17 protein-coding genes are annotated in these 20636 nt (G+C 74.3%); 8 read left to right on the forward strand and 9 right to left on the reverse strand.

Annotated features, from left to right (window positions below):
* Window positions 1–230: 230 nt before the first annotated feature.
* The 3 genes from AMK16_RS13255 to uvrB form a co-directional block, all read right to left on the reverse strand.
* A complete protein-coding gene (locus AMK16_RS13255; protein WP_073914093.1) occupies window positions 231–2246 on the reverse strand; it encodes a TerD family protein in 2016 nt (671 codons plus the stop codon).
* A gap of 49 nt (window positions 2247–2295) precedes the next feature.
* Window positions 2296–2874, reverse strand: coding sequence for a TerD family protein (locus AMK16_RS13260; protein ID WP_073914096.1), 579 nt, complete (start codon window positions 2872–2874; stop codon window positions 2296–2298).
* A gap of 164 nt (window positions 2875–3038) precedes the next feature.
* Entirely contained in the window at window positions 3039–5183 is a 2145-nt protein-coding gene (uvrB, locus tag AMK16_RS13265) for an excinuclease ABC subunit UvrB (RefSeq protein WP_073914098.1), read from the reverse strand.
* A gap of 239 nt (window positions 5184–5422) precedes the next feature.
* Here uvrB and AMK16_RS13270 point away from each other — a divergent pair, with 239 nt between their 5' ends.
* From AMK16_RS13270 to AMK16_RS13280, 3 genes are all read left to right on the forward strand, one after another.
* Window positions 5423–6430, forward strand: coding sequence for a glycerophosphodiester phosphodiesterase (locus AMK16_RS13270; RefSeq protein WP_242438717.1), 1008 nt, complete (start codon window positions 5423–5425; stop codon window positions 6428–6430).
* A gap of 70 nt (window positions 6431–6500) precedes the next feature.
* The gene (locus AMK16_RS13275; protein WP_073914100.1) at window positions 6501–7073 is read left to right on the forward strand and encodes a methylated-DNA--[protein]-cysteine S-methyltransferase; all 573 of its coding nucleotides are present in this window, start codon (window positions 6501–6503) and stop codon (window positions 7071–7073) included.
* A gap of 289 nt (window positions 7074–7362) precedes the next feature.
* A complete protein-coding gene (locus AMK16_RS13280; protein WP_242438718.1) occupies window positions 7363–8754 on the forward strand; it encodes an MFS transporter in 1392 nt (463 codons plus the stop codon).
* Here the strand turns inward: AMK16_RS13280 and AMK16_RS13285 are convergent.
* Entirely contained in the window at window positions 8744–9175 is a 432-nt protein-coding gene (locus AMK16_RS13285) for a cupin domain-containing protein (protein ID WP_079191491.1), read from the reverse strand. The genes AMK16_RS13280 and AMK16_RS13285 overlap by 11 nt on opposite strands.
* Before the next feature lie 252 nt (window positions 9176–9427).
* Between AMK16_RS13285 and AMK16_RS13290 the strand changes: the two genes are divergently transcribed.
* A complete protein-coding gene (locus AMK16_RS13290; protein ID WP_107417131.1) occupies window positions 9428–10360 on the forward strand; it encodes a pseudouridine-5'-phosphate glycosidase in 933 nt (310 codons plus the stop codon).
* A 230-nt stretch (window positions 10361–10590) separates the two neighbouring features.
* On the forward strand, window positions 10591–11457 hold the full coding sequence (locus AMK16_RS13295; protein WP_443333562.1) for a carbohydrate kinase family protein: 867 nt from the start codon (window positions 10591–10593) through the stop codon (window positions 11455–11457).
* A gap of 114 nt (window positions 11458–11571) precedes the next feature.
* On the opposite strand, the gene AMK16_RS13300 is transcribed toward AMK16_RS13295, so the two are convergent.
* Entirely contained in the window at window positions 11572–12216 is a 645-nt protein-coding gene (locus AMK16_RS13300) for a uridine kinase (RefSeq protein ID WP_073914105.1), read from the reverse strand.
* 93 nt (window positions 12217–12309) lie between these two features.
* Here AMK16_RS13300 and AMK16_RS13305 point away from each other — a divergent pair, with 93 nt between their 5' ends.
* Complete coding sequence (locus tag AMK16_RS13305; RefSeq protein ID WP_073914107.1) at window positions 12310–13755, forward strand: WGR domain-containing protein; 1446 nt, start codon at window positions 12310–12312, stop codon at window positions 13753–13755.
* Window positions 13756–13781: 26 nt separating this feature from the next.
* Here AMK16_RS13305 and AMK16_RS13310 read toward each other — a convergent pair whose 3' ends face one another.
* A complete protein-coding gene (locus tag AMK16_RS13310) occupies window positions 13782–14204 on the reverse strand; it encodes a cupin domain-containing protein (RefSeq protein WP_073914110.1) in 423 nt (140 codons plus the stop codon).
* 107 nt (window positions 14205–14311) lie between these two features.
* On the opposite strand from AMK16_RS13310, the gene AMK16_RS13315 reads away from it, so the two are divergent.
* The gene (locus tag AMK16_RS13315; protein WP_073914112.1) at window positions 14312–14968 is read left to right on the forward strand and encodes a DUF2293 domain-containing protein; all 657 of its coding nucleotides are present in this window, start codon (window positions 14312–14314) and stop codon (window positions 14966–14968) included.
* Here the strand turns inward: AMK16_RS13315 and AMK16_RS13320 are convergent.
* Complete coding sequence (locus AMK16_RS13320; RefSeq protein WP_274535360.1) at window positions 14961–15623, reverse strand: chaplin; 663 nt, start codon at window positions 15621–15623, stop codon at window positions 14961–14963. The genes AMK16_RS13315 and AMK16_RS13320 overlap by 8 nt on opposite strands.
* A gap of 179 nt (window positions 15624–15802) precedes the next feature.
* Here AMK16_RS13320 and AMK16_RS13325 point away from each other — a divergent pair, with 179 nt between their 5' ends.
* A complete protein-coding gene (locus AMK16_RS13325; protein WP_073914117.1) occupies window positions 15803–16351 on the forward strand; it encodes a hypothetical protein in 549 nt (182 codons plus the stop codon).
* Here AMK16_RS13325 and AMK16_RS13330 read toward each other — a convergent pair.
* On the reverse strand, window positions 16332–17537 hold the full coding sequence (locus AMK16_RS13330; protein ID WP_073914120.1) for an SWIM zinc finger family protein: 1206 nt from the start codon (window positions 17535–17537) through the stop codon (window positions 16332–16334). The genes AMK16_RS13325 and AMK16_RS13330 overlap by 20 nt on opposite strands.
* Window positions 17534–20401 (reverse strand): DEAD/DEAH box helicase, encoded by a 2868-nt coding sequence (locus tag AMK16_RS13335; protein WP_073914122.1) that lies wholly within the window; start codon window positions 20399–20401, stop codon window positions 17534–17536. Before AMK16_RS13335 ends, AMK16_RS13330 begins: the two co-directional genes overlap by 4 nt.
* Window positions 20402–20636 lie beyond the last annotated feature (235 nt).

Consider the following 20636-nt stretch of genomic DNA (forward strand, 5'->3'; position numbering starts at 1 on the left):
TCGCTGCCGGAGGTCTCTTCCACCCGGGCGGCCTGGAGGCCGTGGGCCGGCGCCCCGGGACCGATCACGGTCCGTATTGACGGGTACGCCGTAGCAGGAAAGCAGGAATACTCCCCTCCGCGCTCACCAGGGTACCGGCCGGAGGCCGTAAAGGTAAAGGGACTCCCAAGAAATGGTCAGCGGCAGGCCAGGAAGAGGTCATGGGCCGGTCGTGGGCCTGCCACCCCGTCCTACGGACGGGCCCCCCGGGCCTCCCGTATGCGGTCGAGTGCCTGATCGAGGACCCGGCTGCCCCGGGGCGGCAGATCCGGTTCGAAGGTCCAGGCGTGCCGGACCCAGGGATCGGCCAGGTGGTCGTCCGGTACCGGCGACAGCCGCATCAGCGAACGCCACAGCGGATCCAGCAGCGGCCCGTAGGCCGAGGCTTCGTCACGGTCCGCGACCATCAGCAGGTGCACGCCGACCTCCGGGCCCTCGTCGGCCAGGTAGCGCAACCGGGTGACGGCGCGGTCGTCGAAGCCGTGCGGGAAGTCGTGCACGATCAGCAGCTGCTCGGCGGTGTCCAGGTCCGGCGGCAGGTCCTCGGGCGCGCCGGCCCGCCGCGCCATCTGTACGAGGTCCACCCGTCGGGTCAGCTGCGCGAGGGTCTCGGTGACCCCGCCCGCGCCGGTGGCGGGCGGACCCGCGAGCACCCCGGCCCGCACCAGCGGGGCCAGCGAGGCGGCCCCGGCCCCGGCCGCGTCGATGACGTGGACGGAGAACCGGCCGGCGGGGTGGACGGCGAGCAGCCGCACCGCGTGCGCGACGGCCATGTCCATGGCGAGCCGGCGCAGGCGGTCGGTGTCCATGGTCATGGCCGCCTCGGAGCCGGTGCGGCCGTTGTCGATCCACAGCCCGCGCTCCAGCGGGAGCCGGACGAGCAGGGGGATGCGCAGACCGGGCCGCTCGGGCAGGTGGACGTCTCCCAGCCGCAGGGCGAGCGGGGTCTCCTCGGGCGGCGCGCTCGACCGGCCGTCGTGCCAGACCGGGTTGTCCCAGCGGGCGTACGCGGGCGGCAGCGCGGGCTCCACCACCTCCGACTCGGCGTCCAGCTGGGCGAGGTCACGGTCGAGGACGGCCCGGGCCCGGGCCACGAGTTCGTCGCGGCGCGCCCGGGCGGTGTCGCGGGCGGCGCTGCCGGCGCCCGCGATGCGGTGGCGCGGGTCGGACAGGGCGTCGTCGAGCTCGCGGTCCATCCGGGAGTCGGCGAAATCGACGGCGCTGCGGTAGGCGGCGACCGCGCGGGCCAGGTCCTCGAACATGCCCCAGACCTGGTTGTAGAGCCTTTCCTCCAAGGACCAGCCTGCCGCGTCTCCCGCGACGGGCCGCGGAGGCTGCCCGGGCTCCGGCGGCGGGGCTGCCTGCGGGGCCGGCTCGGGCGGCTCGCTGCTGGTGCGGCGGCGTCGCGGGTGGGCGTAGCTGATGGTCGGCGACGAGCCGGAGTCGCCGCCGACCCCGCTCGCGGGACCGGGCGCAGCGGCGTACGGGCTCCCGGAGGCCGGGGTCCCGGGGGTGGGCGGGGCCGCGGGAGCCGCAGACGCGGTGGCGGGCGGCGGGGTCGCGGCTGCCGGGGTCGTGGCGGCCTGGTCCGGGGGCCGCGGGGCACGCAGCTCTCCGAGCGGGGTCGGAGGGGTCGCGAGGGTGCCGTCGCCCTCCCCCGTCCGGGCTGCCGTGCGCAGCGCGGCGGCGGCCAGCCGGGTCGCCTCCGGCGGGGTCAGCCCGCCGTCGGCCAGGAGCGCGCCGAGGCCGTCGGCGTAGCCCTGGCCCACGGCCCGGACCTTCCAGGCGCCCTGGCGGCGGTACAGCTCCAGGGCCACCACGGCCGTCTCGGCCTCCAGACCGGTCAGGGTGTAACAGGCGAGTTCGGTGCCCTCCGGGCCGGCCACGGCCACGTAGGACGCCGGAACCGAGCCGAAGCACGCCGGGCCGCCGGGCGGCAGCACGAGCAGGACGCCGATCCGGTGGACCTCCGCCGCGACCGCGTCGAGGTCGACGGCGAAGGTGTGCCGGTCGGCGAGCCCTCCCGGTGCGTGGATCCCCGGGAGGGACCGCTCACCGGGGTGGGCCAGTATCCCGGGACCGGTGAACCGGCCCCTTTCGTCGGCGAGCGAGGCCAGGGCGAGCACGGGTGTGCCCGCCGAGACCCCGATCTCCACCCGGCTGTGGGACACGGGGTGGTTCTGCCCCCGGACCAGTTCGGCCGTCATCGTGCAGCCCCTCCCCCGTGCCTTCTTCTCTTGTGTCCGTCCGGTACCGCTACAGCTGCGGCAGGATCGTCGGCATCAGGTCCTGGAAGGTGCGGCCGTTGGCCGGGTTGCCCAGGGCCGTCATCTGCCAGCCGGCGCCCACGCGGGACACCTTCGCCATGATCTGCGCCGTGTACTGGCCGCCGCCGTCGAGGGTGTAGCGGGCCAGCTCCTGACCGTTGGTCTCGTCGACGATGCGGCAGAAGGCGTTCTGCACCTCCTGGAACGTCTGGCCGGTGAAGGAGTTCACCGTGAAGACGATCTGGTCGATGTGCACCGGCACGCGCTGGAGGTCGACGAGGATCGACTCGTCGTCCCCGCCCTGGCCCGCGCCGCCGACGAGGTTGTCACCGGTGTGCCGCACGGAGCCGTCGTCGCTCTGCAGGTGCCGGAAGAACACGACGTCCACGGGCTGCTTGTCGGCGAAGAGCACCGCCGACGCGTCCAGGTCGATCTCCCGGGTCCGCGAGCCGAACAGGCCGCGGCGCTTGGCCGCCTGCCAGCCCAGGCCCATGCGGACCGCGGTCAGCGTGCCCCCGTCCGCCTTCTGCAGACTGATGGCCTGACCCTTGGTCATGTTGACCGTCACGCGCTGTCCCCTCTCCATAGCCCGCCCCTGTTACGGGCGCGCAGCGTGTCCCTGCGGCTCCCGTCGCGACGCCGGGCCCGCACTCGGCCCGGTGGCCGACGCCCCGGGCGGCCGGCGCGGCCGCGACGTCACTCCTCGGCCCAACCCTACTGACAGGCCCCCGGTCAGGCGAGGCCCGCTTCCTTCATCTGCCGCAGCTCCTTCTTCAGCTCGCCCACCTCGTCCCGGATCCGGGCCGCTACCTCGAACTGCAGCTCGGCGGCCGCTGCGCGCATGCGTTCGGTCATCTGCTCGATGAGCGCGGCCAGTTCGGTGGCGGGCCGGTCGGTGAGGACCTCGGCGCCCTTGGCCCCCTTGCCGCCCGCCTTGCCCTTGGCGAGGGCCGCCTTGCCGCCCAGGTCGGGCACCGGCGCCTTGGCCGCCTTGCCGTCCTTCGCCTGGCGGTAGCCGGTGCCGAGGAGCTGCTCGGTGTCGAGCTCCTCGCGGGCGATGGTCGCGACGATGTCGTTGATCTTCTTGCGGAGCGGCTGCGGGTCGATGCCGTGGGCCGTGTTGTAGGCGACCTGCTTCTCCCGGCGGCGGTTGGTCTCGTCGATCGCCTGGGCCATGGCCGGGGTGATGCTGTCCGCGTACATGTGGACCTGGCCGGAGACGTTGCGCGCCGCGCGGCCGATGGTCTGGATCAGCGAGGTCCCGGAGCGCAGGAAGCCCTGCTTGTCCGCGTCGAGGATCGCCACGAGGGACACCTCGGGCAGGTCGAGGCCCTCGCGCAGGAGGTTGATGCCGACCAGTACGTCGTACTCACCGGAGCGCAGCTCGCGCAGCAGCTCGATGCGGCGCAGGGTGTCGACGTCGCTGTGCAGGTAGCGGACCTGGATGCCGAGCTCCAGGAAGTAGTCGGTGAGGTCCTCGGCCATCTTCTTGGTGAGGGTGGTGACCAGGACCCGCTCGTCCTTCTCCACGCGCCCGCGGATCTCGTGCACCAGGTCGTCGATCTGCCCCTCGGTCGGCTTGACGACGACCTCCGGGTCGATGAGGCCGGTGGGTCGGATGATCTGCTCGACGAAGCCGTCGCCGCGGGAGAGCTCGTACTTGCCGGGGGTGGCCGACAGGTAGACGGTCTGCCCGATGCGTTCCTGGAACTCCTCCCACTTCAGCGGCCGGTTGTCCAGGGCCGACGGCAGCCGGAAGCCGTGGTCGACCAGGGTCCGCTTGCGGGAGGCGTCCCCCTCGTACATGGCGCCGATCTGCGGCACGGTGACGTGCGACTCGTCGATGACCAGCAGGAAGTCTTCGGGGAAGTAGTCGATGAGGGTGTTGGGCGCGGATCCCCGCTCGCGGTCGTCCATGTGCAGCGAGTAGTTCTCGATGCCGGAGCAGGACCCGATCTGCCGCATCATCTCCAGGTCGTAGGTCGTGCGCATCCGCAGGCGCTGGGCCTCCAGCATCTTGCCCTGCTTCTCCAGCTCGGCGAGGCGCTCGGCCAGCTCGGCCTCGATGCCGCGGACGGCCTTCTCCATGCGCTCGGGGCCCGCGACGTAGTGGCTGGCGGGGAAGACGTAGAGCTCGCGGTCCGTGCTGATGATCTCGCCGGTCAGCGGGTGCAGGGTCGACAGGGCCTCGATCTCGTCGCCGAACATCTCGATGCGGACGGCCAGTTCCTCGTAGACCGGGAAGATCTCGATCGTGTCACCGCGCACCCGGAAGGTACCGCGGGTGAAGGCCATGTCGTTGCGCGTGTACTGGATGTCGACGAAGCGGCGCAGCAGCTGGTCCCGGTCGGTCTCCTCGCCCACCTTGAGCGGGACCATCCGGTCGACGTACTCCTGCGGGGTGCCGAGGCCGTAGATGCAGGACACGGAGGCCACGACGATGACGTCGCGCCGGGTCAGCAGCGAGTTGGTCGCGGAGTGGCGCAGCCGCTCCACCTCCTCGTTGATCGAGGAGTCCTTCTCGATGTAGGTGTCGGACTGCGGTACGTACGCCTCGGGCTGGTAGTAGTCGTAATACGAGACGAAGTACTCGACGGCGTTGTTCGGCAGGAGCTCGCGGAACTCGTTCGCCAGCTGGGCGGCGAGGGTCTTGTTCGGCGCCATGACCAGGGTGGGGCGCTGAAGCTTCTCGATCATCCAGGCGGTGGTCGCCGACTTGCCGGTGCCGGTCGCACCCAGCAGGACGACGTCTTTCTCACCTGCGCGGATGCGCTTCTCCAGGTCGGCGATGGCCGCCGGCTGGTCGCCGCTGGGCTGGTAGGAGCTGACGACCTCGAAAGGCGCCACCGTGCGTTCGATCTTCGATACGGGCCGCATGGGTCAACCGTACGACCCCCCACTGACACTCACGTATTCGTGCCGGTCCGCGCCGCTCCGGCGGGTCCGGCGGGGCCTGGGCCGTCTGGTCCGTTTGTCGTAGTTCGGTAGCGGCCCGGCGATCTTCAACGCCATGATCGCCTTGACACGACTGCCGTCCGTGAAGTGCATCGCCGCAACGTCTGCCGCTCCTTTCCGGTTTGAGGCGGGAGCAGGCTCACGACCCGAGGAGAACGCACATGTACGTCGTACGACCCGCCGCCGCGGCCGCCGCCGCATGCCTGGGCTTCACCCTCACCGTGCTCGGCGGGACAGCCTCCTCCGCCTCCTCCAGCTCCTCCTCCCTCGCCTCCCTCCCGCGCCTCCCGCGCCTCACCCCCGGCCCTCCCCTCTCCTCCTTCGCCTCGCCCGCCGGCCTGGCCGCGGACGTCGACCCGCCGGGCGCGGCGGACTTCGCGGACCTGCTGTCCGGGCCCGTCGTGTACGCCCACCGGGGGGCCTCGGCGTACGCACCGGAGAACACCCTCGACTCGATCGACCTCGCGATGCGGCTGGGATTCGAATGGGTCGAGAACGACGTGCAGCGCACGAAGGACGGCCAGCTGGTGGTCGTCCACGACGACACCCTGGCCCGGACCACCGATGTCGAGCAGGTGTTCCCGGAGCGCGCGCCGTGGCGGGTCAAGGACTTCACGGCGGCGGAGATCGCCCGGCTGGACGCGGGCAGCTGGTTCGGGGAGGAGTTCCGGGGCGCCCGGGTGCCGACCCTGCGCCGGTACCTCGACCGGGTGCGGCGCAACCAGCAGCGGCTGCTGCTGGAGATCAAGAAGCCCGAGCTCTACCCCGGGATCGAGCTGCAGACCCTGAACGTGCTCGACGAGGCGGGCTGGCTCGACCAGCGCCACGTGGCTTCCCGGCTGGTGGTGCAGAGCTTCAGCGCCGCGAGCGTGCGCGCCGTGCACAGGCTGCGCCCGGACATCGTGACGGCCTTCCTGGGCACGCCCACGGTGGCGGAACTGCCCGGTTACGCGCAGTTCACCGACCGGATCAACCCCTGGCACACCACGATCTCGGCGGAGTGGGTCGCTGCGGTCCACCGCCTGCCCGGAGCCCACGGCAAGCCCATGGAAGTGGACACCTGGATCGTGGACGACGCCGCGACCGCCCGGAAGGTCCAGGACATGGGCGTGGACGGGATCATCACCAACGCCCCCGACGTCGTCCGGGAAGCGGTCGACGGGTTCTGAGCCGCCAGTCCCTCCCCGCGGCCTGCTCCGGACGGCGCGCGCTGTCGGAGGGGCGCCGTACCGTGGACGGGTGGACAGCACCGAGCGGCCCCGCGGGCCGCGCCTCGAATGGACCGTCGTCGCGGGCGACTGCACCGGCATAGGTCCCCTGCTCCTGGCGGCGACCCCGGAGGGTCTGGTCCGGGTCGAGTTCCATGCCGGGCCGGACCGGGCCTCAGCGATGATCGGCGCGCTGGTCTCCCGCCTCGGCGCCGACGCCTGGCGTCCCGCGCCGGGCCGGGAAGTGCTGCTGGCGGAGCCGGTACGCCAGCTCGCGGCGTACTTCGCCGGGGCGCTGCGGCGCTTCGAGCTGCCGCTGGACTGGCGCCTGAGCGCGGGCTTCAACCGGCAGGTGCTCCAGGAGCTGGACCGGTCCGTGCCGTACGGAGCGGTCGTCGGTTACGGGGAGCTCGCCGCCCGCGTGGGCCGGCCGGGCGCCGCCCAGGCCGTGGGCCACGCCATGGGCTCCAATCCGCTGCCGCTGGTGGTGGCCTGCCACCGGGTCGTGGAGAACGGCGGCGGCATCGGGGGGTTCGGGGGCGGGGTCGAGACCAAGCGGCGGCTGCTCGCACTGGAAGGCGTCCTTCCCGAGCTCCTGTTCTGAGCCTGCGGGGGGAGTGCGATGAGCGCGGTGGACGGAGCGGGACGCTGTGGACACCGGGGGGCCGTGTCGGCGGGCAGCGGGCGCGCACCCCCTCCTCACGGGGCGCGGTGCGGGCGCATGCGGGCACCGCGCGAGCGGAGGGCCGAATCCCGGTACCACCGCGCGGTAAGGGGTGGCACACTGCCGCGGTGACTACTCCAGCCGCCGCACCCGGCCGCGCCGCACCCGGCCGCACGGCCTCCTCGCGCGTCCCGCGCCCGCGCCCGTGTCCCCGCCCGGGGTGTGCGGCATGAGCACTCCACCCGGCCCGGGCCGGTCCACCGCGCCGGCCCCCGGCCCCACCGAGCGGGCCGCGCTGCAGCGCCGCACCACCGGGGTGCTCATGGCGAGCCAGAGCCTCGGCGGCCTGGGCGTGCCCATCAGCATCGCCCTGGCGCCCGTGCTCGCGACGGAGATCAGCGGTACCGAGGCGCTGTCCGGTTTCGCCTCCACCGCCGCGGTGATCGGAACCGCCCTGGTGTCCTTGCCGCTGGCGGCCCTGATGACCGCGCGCGGCCGCCGCCCCGGCCTGGTGCTGGCCTACGGGATCGGCGCTGCCGGGGCGTGCCTCGTCGTCCTGGCCGCCACGGTCAAGAGCTTCCCGCTGCTGATGCTCGGCATGGCCGCCTTCGGGGCCGCATCCTCGGCCAACCTCCAGGCCCGGTTCGCCGCCGCCGACCTCGCCGCCCCGGACCGGCGGGCCCGGGCGATCTCCTTCGTCGTGTGGGCCTCCACCCTCGGCGCGGTCCTCGGTCCCAACCTGTCCGCACCCGCCAGCCGCAGCTTCGCCGGCACCTCCATACCCGAGACGGCGGGCCCCTTCGTGTGGGCCGCCGCCGTCTTCCTCCTCACCGGCACGCTGATCGGCGTACTCCTGCGCCCGGACCCGCTGCTGACGGCCCGTGCGCTGGCCGCGCCCGAGGAGCGGTCCCGCGAGGGGCGCTCGCTGCGCGCCGGGATCGCCGCCGTCAAGGCCTCACCGCGGGCCCGGCTCGCGCTGCTGACCGTCGCCGTGTCCCACACCACCATGGTCTCGATCATGGTGATGACCCCGATGGACCTGGGCCACCACGGCGCCGGGTTGGAGCTCGTCGGCCTGGTGATCAGCGGGCACATCGCGGGGATGTTCGCCTTCTCGCCGCTGATGGGCCTGCTCGCCGACCGTCTCGGCCGGCTGTCCGTGATCGGTCTGGCGGCCGGGCTCCTCTCGGTGGCGGCCCTGCTGGCCGGCACCGCCGGGCCGAACCACGGTCAGACCGCCCTCGGCCTCTTCCTGCTCGGTCTCGGCTGGTCCGCCGGGATGGTGTCCGGCTCGGCCCTGCTGACCGACTCGGTGCCGCAGCGCGCGAGGGCCGCCGTGCAGGGCCTGAGCGACCTGACGATGAACACCGCGGCCGGGGTGGGGGGCGCGGCCGCCGGTCTGGTCATGTCCCAGGCGGGCTACGGCTGGCTGAACGCCATCGGCGCCTGCCTGCTCCTGCCGATGGCGGCACTCGCGCTCTTCACCGCGCGCCGCCACCCGGCTCCCGCACCCGCACCCGGGTCCGGAGCGGCGGCCACGCCCTCGGCCGCGCACTCGTCAGCCTCGTCAGCGCCCTCGCCAGCGCCTTCCTCGGCGCCCTCGAAGGACGTCAGTAGCTGATGTGGTAGGCCTTGCGGAGCGTCTCGTGCACGGTCCAGGTCGTCCTGTCGCCCTCCCGCAGCACGCAGGCGGAGCCCGGGCCCACCTCCAGGGTCCCGCCGCCCTCGACCGCGATGGTGGCGCGGCCGCTGACCACGACGAACAGTTCATCGGCCTCGGTGTCGGTGACCACGCCCGGAGTGATCTTCCAGATACCGCGGATCTGGCTGCCGTCCTGCGATTCCCACAACACCTTGCCCGTGACCACCGGGTCGCCGGAGACGATCTGCCCGGGGTTGAGGTCCTCGACCTCCAGTTCCGCGTCCGGGACGTCCGGGACGGACACGGCGAAAGAGGCGGCGGGGGCCGCGGGTGCGGCCTCGGGGACGCTGTCGGGGGCGGGGACGGTGCCGGGCGCGGCGCTGTGATCACTGGTGCTCATGGCGCGTGAGCCTAATCCGGCGGAGGCGCCCGGCGCGGTGGCCAGAGCGTCCAGCGGGGACGGGGCGGGCGAGTCACCCTGTCCAGCGGGGCGCCGTCACTGGCGCCGTCGGGTTGCGGCCGTCCGGCACCTGCGGGCCGGGGCTCGCGGCGGACTCCCGGGGTGGCCGCGCAGGAGCACTGTTCGGACAGCTTGTGGCGGGTGGGGCATGAGCGCGTTTGGGGGCGCGCCTCCCGTGCCATGGATGGGGACATGTCACAGCGCAGAGCATCCGCGGTCCCGGTCCTTTCGGAAGAGGTACGCGAGGCGCTCGCCCGCGACAGGCCCGTGGTGGCCCTGGAGTCGACGATCATCTCGCACGGCCTGCCCCGCCCCCGCAATCTCGCGGTGGGGCTGGAGCTGGAGGAGCTGGTCCGCTCGCAGGGCGCGGTTCCGGCGACGGTCGGCGTCGTGGACGGGGTCGCGTACGCGGGCCTGGACAAGGCCCAGCTGGAGCGGCTCGCGGGCGGCGCAGGCGTACGCAAGCTCGGCCACCGGGATCTGGCGCCCGCGCTGGCCGCTGGGGCGACCGGGGCGACGACGGTGTCCGCGACGGCCCTCCTGGCCGCCCGGGCGGGCCTGCGTGTCTTCGCCACGGGCGGGCTGGGCGGTGTGCACCGGGAGTGGACGCGGACGCAGGACGAGTCTGCGGACCTCTCGCTGCTGGCGCGGACCCGGATCACGGTGGTGTGCGCGGGGGTGAAGTCGATCCTGGACGTACCGGCCACGCTGCAACGGCTGGAGACGCTGGGGGTGGGGGTGCTCGGGTACGGGACGCGGCGGTTCCCCGGCTTCTACCTGGCCGATTCCGGTGAGGCGGTGGACTGGACGGTGGAGGGGCCGGAGGAGGTCGCGGCGGTGATGGCCGCTCAGGACGCCCTGGGCGGCCCGGATTCGGCACTGCTGGTGGCCAATCCGGTGGCGGAGGCGGAGCAGCTGGATCCGGACCTGCACGACCGGGTGCTGGCCGAGGGGCTCGCGGCATGCCGTGAGCGGGGGATCACGGGCCAGGCGGTGACTCCGTTCCTGTTGGACTTCCTGGCCGGAGCGACGGGCGGGGCGTCGCTGGAGGCGAACCTGGCGGCGGTCCGGGGCAACGTGCGGCTCGGGGCCGCGATCGCGGGGGCCTGGGCGGCGCGGGCATGACGGGGCCGGCACGGACGGTTCCGAACGGAGCGGGGACGGTCCCGGACCGCCGGGCGGGGCCTCCCCCGGGCGGGGCGGGCGCGGTACCGGACGGCCCGAACCCGGTACCGGACGGCCCGGGCGGGGTACCGGACGGCCCGGGCCCGGTACCCGGCCGCCGGACGGGGACGGCGCCGGGCGGAGCGGGGGCACCGGCGGACGGCCCGGGGGCGCTGCTCGTCGTCGGGGACGTGGTGACCGATGTGGTCGCCGTCCATCCGGAACCACTGACCCCGGCCACCGACACGGCCGCCCGGATCCGCACCCTGCCGGGCGGGGCGGGGGCCAACGCGGCATGCTGGGCGGCATGCTCGGGGCCCGCGGAGGTGCGGCTCCTCGCGCGGGTCGGCGTGGAGTCGGCGCGCTGGCACGAACGGGCGCTGGTGGACGCGGGGGTCCGGCCACGGCTGGTGATCGACCGGCAGGAGCCGACGGGCACGGTGGTCGCGCTCGTCGGCAAGGACGCGGAGCGGACCTTCCTGACCGACAGCGGTGCCGCGCTGCGCCTGTGCCCCGCCGACTGGGCGCCGTCCCTGCTGGACGGGGTGGCGCACCTGCACCTGTCCGGGTACCTGTTCTTCGCCGACAGCAGCCGGGAGCTGGCACTGGTGGCGCTGCGGGCGGCCCGCGGCCGGGGGGTGCCGGTGAGCGTGGACCCCGCCTCGGCCGGATTCCTCGCGGCGCCGGGCCCGCGGCGCTTCCTCGACGACATCGAGGGGGCGGCCGTGCTCCTGCCGAACGAGGACGAGGCGCTGCTGCTGGCCGGATTGCCGGGACCGGTCGGGGTGGCGCGTGCGGCGGCGGCGCTGAGCCGGCGGGTACCGCTGGTGGTGGTGACGCGGGGCGCCGCCGGCGCCCTGGTGGCCGAGCGGGGCCGGATCACGGCCGAGGTCACCGCGCAAGCGGTGGAGGCGGTGGACTCCACCGGCGCCGGGGACGCCTTCACCGGCGGCTTCCTGGCGGCCCGCCTGGCGGGCGCGGACCCCGTGGAGGCCGCCCGGGCGGGCTGCCGCGCCGCCGCCGTGGCGGTCACCCGCCTGGGCGGCCGCCCGGCGTAGTCCCCGCCCCCGGGCGGCGGCGGGCCCGTCGGCGCGGGTGGCGTCGGGAGGGCGGCGGCGGGAGGGCCGCGGCGGGAGGGCCGCGGCGGGAACCGGGGCACCCCCCGGGCGCCCCTACCGGTCCAGGCCCGTCCAGGCCGGGTGGCGGGGGTCGTCTGCGCGCACCACCGCGTCGGCGCTCCCCGCCGGGTCGGTGTCCGCCTCGTAGCGCGCGAAGGCCGGCAGGGTCCAGCGCTCGGACTCCTCGGTACGGCGGGCCAGCGCCCCCGGTGAGAGCCGGATGTGGACGCTCAGGTCGAACGGGAACCAGTGGCCCAGCAGCAGCGGGCCGTGCACGACCACCACGCCACCGGGCGGCAGTTCGACGTACGGGCTGCGCGTCGCCCGGTCCGTCACCGGGTCCCAGAGGTCAGGCAGCACCCGCCCGGTGCCCCCCGGATCCGTCGGGCCGAACACCTCCCGCCAGAGCGCGGCCGTGTCGTACCAGCCGCCGAGGTACGTGTCGACGTCCTGGCGGCCGAACTCGAACCGCAGGGAGGCGGGCCGCAGGAACCCCTCGGCCGCCACCACCAGGACCGGCCGCCCTCGCAGCCGCAGCGCTTCGGCGAGGTGTCCCGCCAGAAGGGCCGTCCCGGCGGCCGGTGCCCCGTCGATACCCACCCGCTGCCAACTCCCCTGCTCAGGGGCGGGGGTCGTGTCGCCGAGGCGGCCGGCGAGCCGCTCGGCCATCCGCTGCCATGTGATCGCTTCCAGCTGCACCCTCCCATTGTCAGTGGTGGCCCGTAGCGTTTTTCACGAGGGATCACCGGCGGAAAGGGCGCCGGTGGCCCGGCCTTCGGGGAGGGGTCTGTCATGGCTGGGGAGACGACGTATCTGGAGCTGTCGCAGGAGGACGGCGCCGCGCACAAGTTCTACGAGGTGACGGTCGACGGGGTGGCCGTCACCGTGCGGTACGGCCGCATCGGCGCGGACGGCCAGCTGCAGAGCTCCTCCTTCCCGACCGCGGACAAGGCACGGGCGGCCGCCGCCAAGAAGATCGGGGAGAAGGTCCGCAAGGGGTACGCCCCGGCCGTGCGGGGGCAGCGCGCCGCGCGGTCCGTGACCCGCCGCCAGGTCACCTCCGCACCGTCGACGGCGCGCGCCGTGGCCCCGGTGCTGTGGCGGTTCCGCACCGGGTCCTCGGCCTTCGGCATCCACGTGGACGAGGACCGCTGCTGGGTCGGGAACCAGGCGGGGGACGTCTACACCCTGAGCCACGGCGGGGAGGTCCTGGCCCGGTACTCCCTGCCGGACGGGGTGAAGTGCCTGGTGGCGGACGAATTCTGGATATACGCGGGCTGTGACGACGGCACGGTGTACGACCTGTCGTCGAAGGTGCCGTTCGGGGCCTACGACATAGCGGCGGACGTGGACATCTTCTGGCTGGACATCCGGGAGGGCGTGCTGAACGTCTCGGACCGCAGCGGCGGGCTGACGGTCATCGACCACGAGGACGAGTTCCAGTGGTCGCGCCGGTCGGCCGGGGACAGCGCCTGGATGGTCCGGGCGGACGGGCGGGCCGTCTACCACGGGCACAGCAGCGGGGTGACGGCCTACGCCCCCGACGGCGGGCGGGAGTTGTGGCACACCGACACCGACGGCGGGGTGCTGTTCGGCTGGCAGGAGGAGCACGCGGTGTACGCGGGCACCGGGCGCAAGGTCGTGCAGCGGCTGTCGAAGGCGACGGGCGCGGTGGAGGCGTCCTACCGGTGTGACGCCGCGGTGTACTCGTGCGCGACCTCACCGGACGGCCGGCACGTCTTCGCCGGGGACCTCGCCTCCTCGGTGTACTGCTTCGATGCCGATGGCCGGCGGCTGTGGAAGCTGGGGACGGGCAGCGGTTCCGCCCTGTCCATGCAGTATCTGGACGAGCGGCTGTACCTGGTCACCACCGACGGTTCCCTGGTGTGCGTGGACGCGAGCGAGCAGGCGATCGCGGCGGCCCAGCAGGGCTCGGTCCCGGCGGCGGTGGATGTGAAGTCGGCGGCGGCGCTGCCCGTGTACACCCCGGCCGCGTCGGCCTCGGCGGTCGCGACGGTCCGGGAGGCCGCGGCCCCGGCGGGCGGTGTGGTGGTGGAGTGCGTCCAGCAGGGGGGCCGGATCCGCGTGCAGGTGGTCTCGGGGGGCTTCGAGCCGTCCTGGAACGTGCAGTTCCCCCGGGGGATACGGGAACCGGGGACGCGGTACGTGGTGGACGGGCTGCACGCGGCGTCAGGAGGTTTCTACCGGGTGCGCGGGGAGATACGCCGTCTGGTGTAGCGCTCCGGCCGGGCCGCGGGCCGGCTTCACCGGGCGTGCTCCCGGCAGACCGCCGGGGTGGCGCCGGGCGGGGCCGGGGTGGTCGTGGAGAAGGGGATGCCGTCGGGCCGCGCCGCGGTGACGTGCAGGACGACCGGTTCGGTGCCGAGGTTGTGGCCCAGGTGGATGTGCCGCAGGCCCGGGGGTTCCACGAAGGCGCTCCCGGCCGGATGCACCTGGACGGTGCGGTCGTGCAGGACGCGGGTCAGGGTCCCGGCCAGGACGACGGCCTCCAAGCGGACACGGTGGTAGTGCCAGCCGGTGCAGCCTCCCGGCGCCAGGACGATCTCCCGGGCCGCGGGAGATGCGGGAGATGCGGGAGACGCGGGAGATGCGGGAGATGCGGGAGATGCCGTCTCCGCCCTGCCGCGCGCCCTGCCCGGCCGTAGCGTCGCCTGCTGTCCACCCATGCGCCCCACCGTAGGAACACGGCGCGGGATCCAGGGGAAGTTGACAAAACATCAACCTCACGGCGTCACCAGGTGATATGTGGCCGCGGCGGCGGTATCACCCCTGTATGAGCCTGGTGGTCTTCGAGTCGCTGAAGCAGATCCACTGCGCGGAGTGCCGGCAGGGCCCGCTCCGGCATCTGGTGCGGGAGGCGGGCGTGCCGCGCTGCCTCGACTGCGCCGATCTCGGGCACCTGGTCTACCTGCCGCGCGGAGACATGGCCCTCACGCGCCGGGCGCGCGAAGGCAGTTCGCTCTGGGCGGTGGTCGTCCGTTTCCACCGGCGCCGCCGGCGCTACGAGCGCCTGGGGATCCTCGTCGAGGATGCCGCTCTGGCCCGTGCCGAGCGCGCCTGTCTCGCGGACGCCGAGGCGCGGGCCCGGCGCCGGGAGCGCGACCGGCTGCGTCGCGCGGCCGAGGACACCCGGTTCACGGCGGCCTTCGCCGCCGAGATCGTGCGGTTGTTCCCCGGGTGTCCGGCGGATCGGGCCGTGGCGATCGCCACTCATGCTTCCGTGCGGGGCAGCGGACGGGTGGGCCGCAGCGCCGCCGGCCGGGCCCTCGACGAACCGGCGGTCTCGGTCGCGGTCCGGGCCGCCGTGCGGCACACCGACACCGAGTACGACGCCCTGCTGATGGCGGGGGTGCCGCGGTTCGCGGCCCGGGCCCGGCTGGCGTCACGCATCGACGCCCTGCTGGACGGCTGGCGCACGCCGCCTAGTTGAGGCGGAAGCGGCGGTAGAGGAGCACCCCGCCGAGCAGCAGGGCCCCGCCGCCCGGCAGCAGGAGGCCCACGGCGTCGGCGCCGGTGTGGGCGAGGGCGGCCCCGTTGGTGTGCCGCGGCGGCGCGGGCGGCGTCGCGGTCGGCTGTTCGGCGACCGGCGGCCGGCCGGCCGGCCGTACCGGAGGCTGGACGGGCTTGCCGCCGGTGGGCGCCTCGCCGTTGACGGAGCTGTTGCCGGTCGCGCTGTTGCCCACGCCGACGATGCTCACCGCATTGCCGCTGAGGTTCACGGGCAGGTCGACCGGGAGCTGGAGCCCGTTGCCGGACAGGAGCCCCGGTGAGCCCTGTGCCTGCCCGTCGGCGGTGGCTCCGCCGCCGTTGCCCCCGCCCTGTTTCGACCCGCCGGCGGAGTGGGCCGACGGATGGGCGGGCCTGGGCTCCGGATGTCCTGTGCCGCCCGGGGTGCCGTTGGCACAGCGGTTGCCTGCCGCCGGGTTGAGGACGCCGACCACGCTGACGGTGTTCCCGCACACGTTCAGCGGGGTGTGCACCGGCAGCTGCACCAGGTTCCCGGAGAGCAGCCCCGGCGAGCGCTCGGCCTGTCCGGCCGCATCCGCATCGGCGTAGGCGAATCCGCTCACACCCGCGACCGCCATGCCGCCTCCCGCGACCACCGCCGCGATCAAGCCATTCCGACGACTGTGACGCATCAGATTCCCTGCCTTCCGGAGGATTTCGCGGGCGTGGTCCCGCACCGGAGACAACGCGCTGAACCCATTCGGGTTATAGAGGCGGTAGGCATTTCACCCCATCGTGTACTGGGTAGTGCCACGTTATGACTGAACGACCGCTGCTCCTCCTGGATGTGGACGGGCCGCTCAACCCCTTCCGGTCCGCCTTCGCCGGCCTGCGCGGGTACACCAGCCACCGGATGCGACCGGACGTGTGGCTCTCCTACCGCGACCCGCAGTCCCGCAGCGCCCGGCGCGGCGCGCGGGTCCGCCTCCATCCCTCCCACGGCGCCCGGTTGCGGGCCCTGCCCTTCGAGCTCGCCTGGGCGACCGCCTGGACGCACCAGGCCAACACGCTGATCGCCCCGCGCATCGGGCTGACCGGTGATCTCCCCGTCGTCGACTGGCCGGAACTGTTCGCCCGTGATCCGGACGGCCTCTCCTGGAAGACCCGCCCCCTCGTGGACTGGGCGGCAGGCCGGCCCTTCGCCTGGGTCGACGACATGATCAATCCGCGTGACCGCGCGTGGGTCGCGGCGCACCATCCCGCGCCGGCGCTGCTCCTGCGCATCCACCCCCGCCACGGCCTGCGGGAGCGGGACTTCACGGCATTGACCCGCTGGGCGGCCGGCCTCAGCCCAGCAGGGCCTTGACCGGATCCGGAGCGGGGCGGCCGGTCGGCCACCAGTCCTCGTCGTCCGGGCGGGACTCGTAGCCGTACCAGAGGCCGTCGCGGCCCAGGCGGAGCTGGCGGGTACCGGCCGTGAGGCGGTTGCGGTCGGGGCGGAAGGAACCCCGGGCGGCGGCGAGGAGCGCCGGACGGGCCCGGTCGAAGGGGCCGGCCGGGGGGTCCCAGGGTTCTTCCAGCGCGGCCAGGGCGGGGCGGCCGCCCTGCCGCCAGGCCGCGGCGGCCCGGGCAAGGTCGGTGGTGCTGCGGCCGGTGGCCCGGGCCAGGTCGCGGTAGAGGGTGCGGGCCGATCCGGTGAGCCCGGCCGTCGCGTGCCCGGAAGCCAGCCGGACGGCGTCCTGCCACAGGTCCAGCTCCGCGATCGGGTCCTCGGCGGTGGTCAGCAGTGCGAGGGCCCGCGCGGCGGCATCGGAGGCCAGCTGGTCCAGGGCCAGCGGGTCCGGGGCGGCCGGATCCGCCGGGTAGGCCGGCGGGATCCCGGCGGCGGCCGGCGCCGGGAGCGGCGCGGGCAGCAGCGGCAGGCTGGTGCGGGCCAGTGCGGCCCGCGCCGCAACGCCCGGGAAGTCCGGCGCCCGGCCGGGCTGTTCACGCGCGGCATGGGCGGCATTGCGGCGGGTCAGCTCATCGAGGAGCTCCCGCTCCCCCCGGCCGCGCAGGAGCAGCAGGACGAAAGGGTCCTCATCGAGGAGCCGGGCCGCGCGGTAGCAGAGGGCCGCCGCATGCTTGCAGGGCGGACGGGCGACATCCGGGCAGGAGCAGCGCGGGAACAGTTCGCCCGCCCCGGGCAGGACCGCTCCCGCCAGGCTCTGCGGCACCTCCCGCTCCAGCAGGGCGGCGAGGGCCGCCGGGTCGGCCGCGACGGTCTCCAGCAGTTCCTCCCACTGCGCCTCCTCGAACGCGCGCAGCGCCAGCTCGGTGCGGTAGGGGCGGGGCCGGCTGCCTCGTACGTAAGCCACGAGCCGCCCCGGCGTCACGGTCACCGCATCGACGTGCCCCTCGGCGGCATACGCCCGGCCCCTGGCCAGCCGGGCCGGATCGCGGGAGACGCCTTCCAGCGCGGACACCCAGGCCCGGCCCCACCAGCTCACCGCCTCCGTACCCGCGGGCACGGTCTCGAAGGTGCGGCGACGGTCGTCCCGCGCGGTGATCACGCGGGCCTCCGCAGGGAGACCAGGTCGGCCAGTTCGCGGTCGGTCAGCTCCGTCAGCGCGGACTCCCCGGAACCCAGGACGGCATCGGCCAGGGCCCGCTTCGCCTCCAGCATCTCGGCGATACGGTCCTCGACGGTGCCCTCGGCGATGATCCGGTGCACCTGCACCGGCTGGGTCTGTCCGATCCGGTAGGCGCGGTCGGTGGCCTGCTCCTCGACGGCCGGGTTCCACCAGCGGTCGAAATGGATGACGTGACCGGCCCTGGTGAGGTTCAGGCCGGTGCCGGCCGCCTTCAGGGACAGCAGGAAGACGGGGACCTCGCCCGCCTGGAAGCGGTCCACCAGCTCCTCCCGGCGCGGGACCGGCGTCCCGCCGTGCAGGAGCTGGTGGGAGATGCCCCGGGCAGCGAGGTGCCGCTCGATGAGGCGGGCCATCGTCACGTACTGGGTGAAGACCAGCACCGAACCGCCCTCGGCGAGGATCGTGTCCAGCAGTTCGTCCAGCAGGGCGAGCTTGCCGGAACGGTGCGCGATCCGCGGCTGTTCCTCTTTCAGGTACTGCGCGGGGTGGTTGCAGATCTGCTTCAGCGAGGCCAGCAACTTCATGATCATGCCGCGCCGCTGGATGCCCTCGCTGGACTCGATCACGGCCATCGCCTCTTCCACCGCGGCCTGGTAGAGCGAGGCCTGCTCGCGGGTCAGGGAGACGGGGTGGTCGGTCTGCGTCTTCGGCGGCAGCTCGGGCGCAATGCCCGGATCGGACTTCTTGCGCCGCAGCAGGAACGGCCGTACCAGCGCGGCCAGTCGGGCCACCGCCGCCTCGTTGCCGCCGTCCTCCTCCGTCTGGTGCTCCACCGGCCGGGCGTGGCGGGCCCGGAAGGTGGTGAGCGGACCCAGCAGCCCCGGGGTGGTCCAGTCGAGGAGCGCCCACAGCTCGGAGAGGTTGTTCTCCACCGGCGTGCCGGTCAGCGCCACCCGGGCCGGCGCCGGGACGGTGCGCAGTGCCTTCGCCGTCGCCGAATGCGGGTTCTTGACGTGCTGGGCCTCATCGGCGACGACCAGGCCCCAGCTCTGCTCGGCGAGCAGGGCGGCGCTCGCGCGCATCGTCCCGTACGTGGTGAGCACGAAGCCGCCGGCGCAGGACGCCAGGTCGTCGAGGGTGCGGCTGCCGCCGTGGAAGCGGCGCACGGGCGTACCGGGGGCGAACTTCTCGATCTCCCGCTGCCAGTTGCCCAACAAGGACGCGGGGCACACGACGAGGGTCGGCTCGGGGCGGTCGCGGTGCAGGTGCAGCGCGATCAGGGTGACGGTCTTGCCCAGTCCCATGTCGTCGGCGAGGCAGCCGCCGAGGCCCAGGGAGGTCATCAGGTCGAGCCAGGCCAGACCGCGGGCCTGGTAGTCGCGCAGGGTGGCCTTGAGCGCGGCCGGTTGCGGCAGCGGGACCAGTTCTCCCGTCAGCCGCTCGCGCAGGGCGGCGAGCGCGCCCACCGCAACGGCCTCGACGGGCTCGCCGTCGACCTCGGCCGTTCCCGACAGGACCGCGGCCAGCGCGTCCACCGGGTCCAGCAGCCCCAGTTCGCGCTTGCGGGCCTTGCGCACCAGCTCCGGATCGACCCGCACCCACTGGTCCCGCAACCGCACGACGGGCCGGTGGGCCTGGGCCAGCGCGTCCATCTCCCCCGGGGTCAGCCGGTCGCCGCCCAGGGCCAGTTCCCAGGAGAAGGCGAACAGCTGCTCGGCATCGAAGAAGGCCGTGCCGTCGGTGGCTGAACCCGGGGCGGTCGACCGTATGACGGCGGTCGCGGTCAGCGTACGGGCCAGCTCGCGCGGCCAGCGGACGAGGACCCCGGCGGCAGCCAGCCGGGGCGCGGCCGTGCCCAGCAGGTCTTCCAGCTCCGGGTCCGACAGGGACAGCGCATCGGGAACCGGCTGGTCGAGCAGGCGCAGCAGCGGCGGCCAGACGCGCGCGGCCCGGCGCAGGGCGAGCACGGCATCGATCCGGGCCCGGGGGCCGAAACCGGCGGCCGCCGTACCGGCCCACAGCTGTCCCGCGTCGGTGACCAGCGTCGGATCGGCGAGGCTGTGCACCTGGATGACGGCGGCGCCCGCCCGGCGGGTGTCCTCGTCCTCGGCTTCGTCGAAGAGGCGGAAGGAGGACAGGTCGAGCCGGAGGGAGATCCCCACTCCTGCATCGGCTCCGGCCGCGACCTGCGCGGCCCACTCCTGTATCCCCGGCACCTGCTGGGGCTCCCGCGCGGCGAAGGGCCGGCCCGCGGCCACCGCCGCGGCCGGAGTGCGGGGCAGGCTGTCGGCGACGGCATCGAGGAAGGCGCGGACCAGCGCTTCCGGTTCGGGCAGCTGGAGCGGGCGGCGCCCGGCCAGGGGCGTGGCGTACCCCTCGTACGGCAGGGCGCCGGCGACGGCGCGGAGGTGGTCGATGTCGGCGGCGTCGAGCGGTCCGGCGCGCCAGGCGTCGATGCCCTCGGGGGTGACGCCGGGAAGCAGGCGGCCCCGGGCGATCAGGGTGAGCGCCTGCACGGCCGCGGTGCCCCAGGCGCGGGTTGCGGGATGGGCGGCGGGGCTGCGGGGCGCCCGGGCCAGCAGCGGCAGCGCGGCGGTGACGGAGAGGGCCACGGCCGGGACCGTACGGCTGCGGGCCGCCTCACCGTGCGGGCGCACGACGGTCAGCGGGACCGGCGCGCCCGCCTCGGGCAGGGCGTCGCCATCGGGCGACCAGAACGCGATGCGGCCCTGTCGGGGGACGGCGCCGGGCAGGAAGACGGCCGCGTGGCGCAGCAGCCCGCGCGACGCGTCGGAGGACGCCGACGGCTGCGGCTGCGGCTGCGGCTGCGGCTGCGGTGTCATGGTGGCCCCCCTCCCCGGCTCCCGGTCGGTGTGGATCTGCTCTCCCCCCGAGTTTAGGTGCGGCCACTGACAATCCGCGCTGACCTGGGCCTACGCCGTAGGATCAGCGCCTCCAGCACCCCACTTCGGTGGCGAACCGGCACCGGACGCGACGGCTCCTCCGTCACGGTCGTGACGTGGGAATAGACGGGCGACCCGTCCGACGCCCCCGCCGTCGCCGCCTTCAGGAAGACGA

It is taken from the genome of Streptomyces sp. CB00455 (assembly GCF_001905445.1).
Classification (GTDB): domain Bacteria; phylum Actinomycetota; class Actinomycetes; order Streptomycetales; family Streptomycetaceae; genus Streptomyces.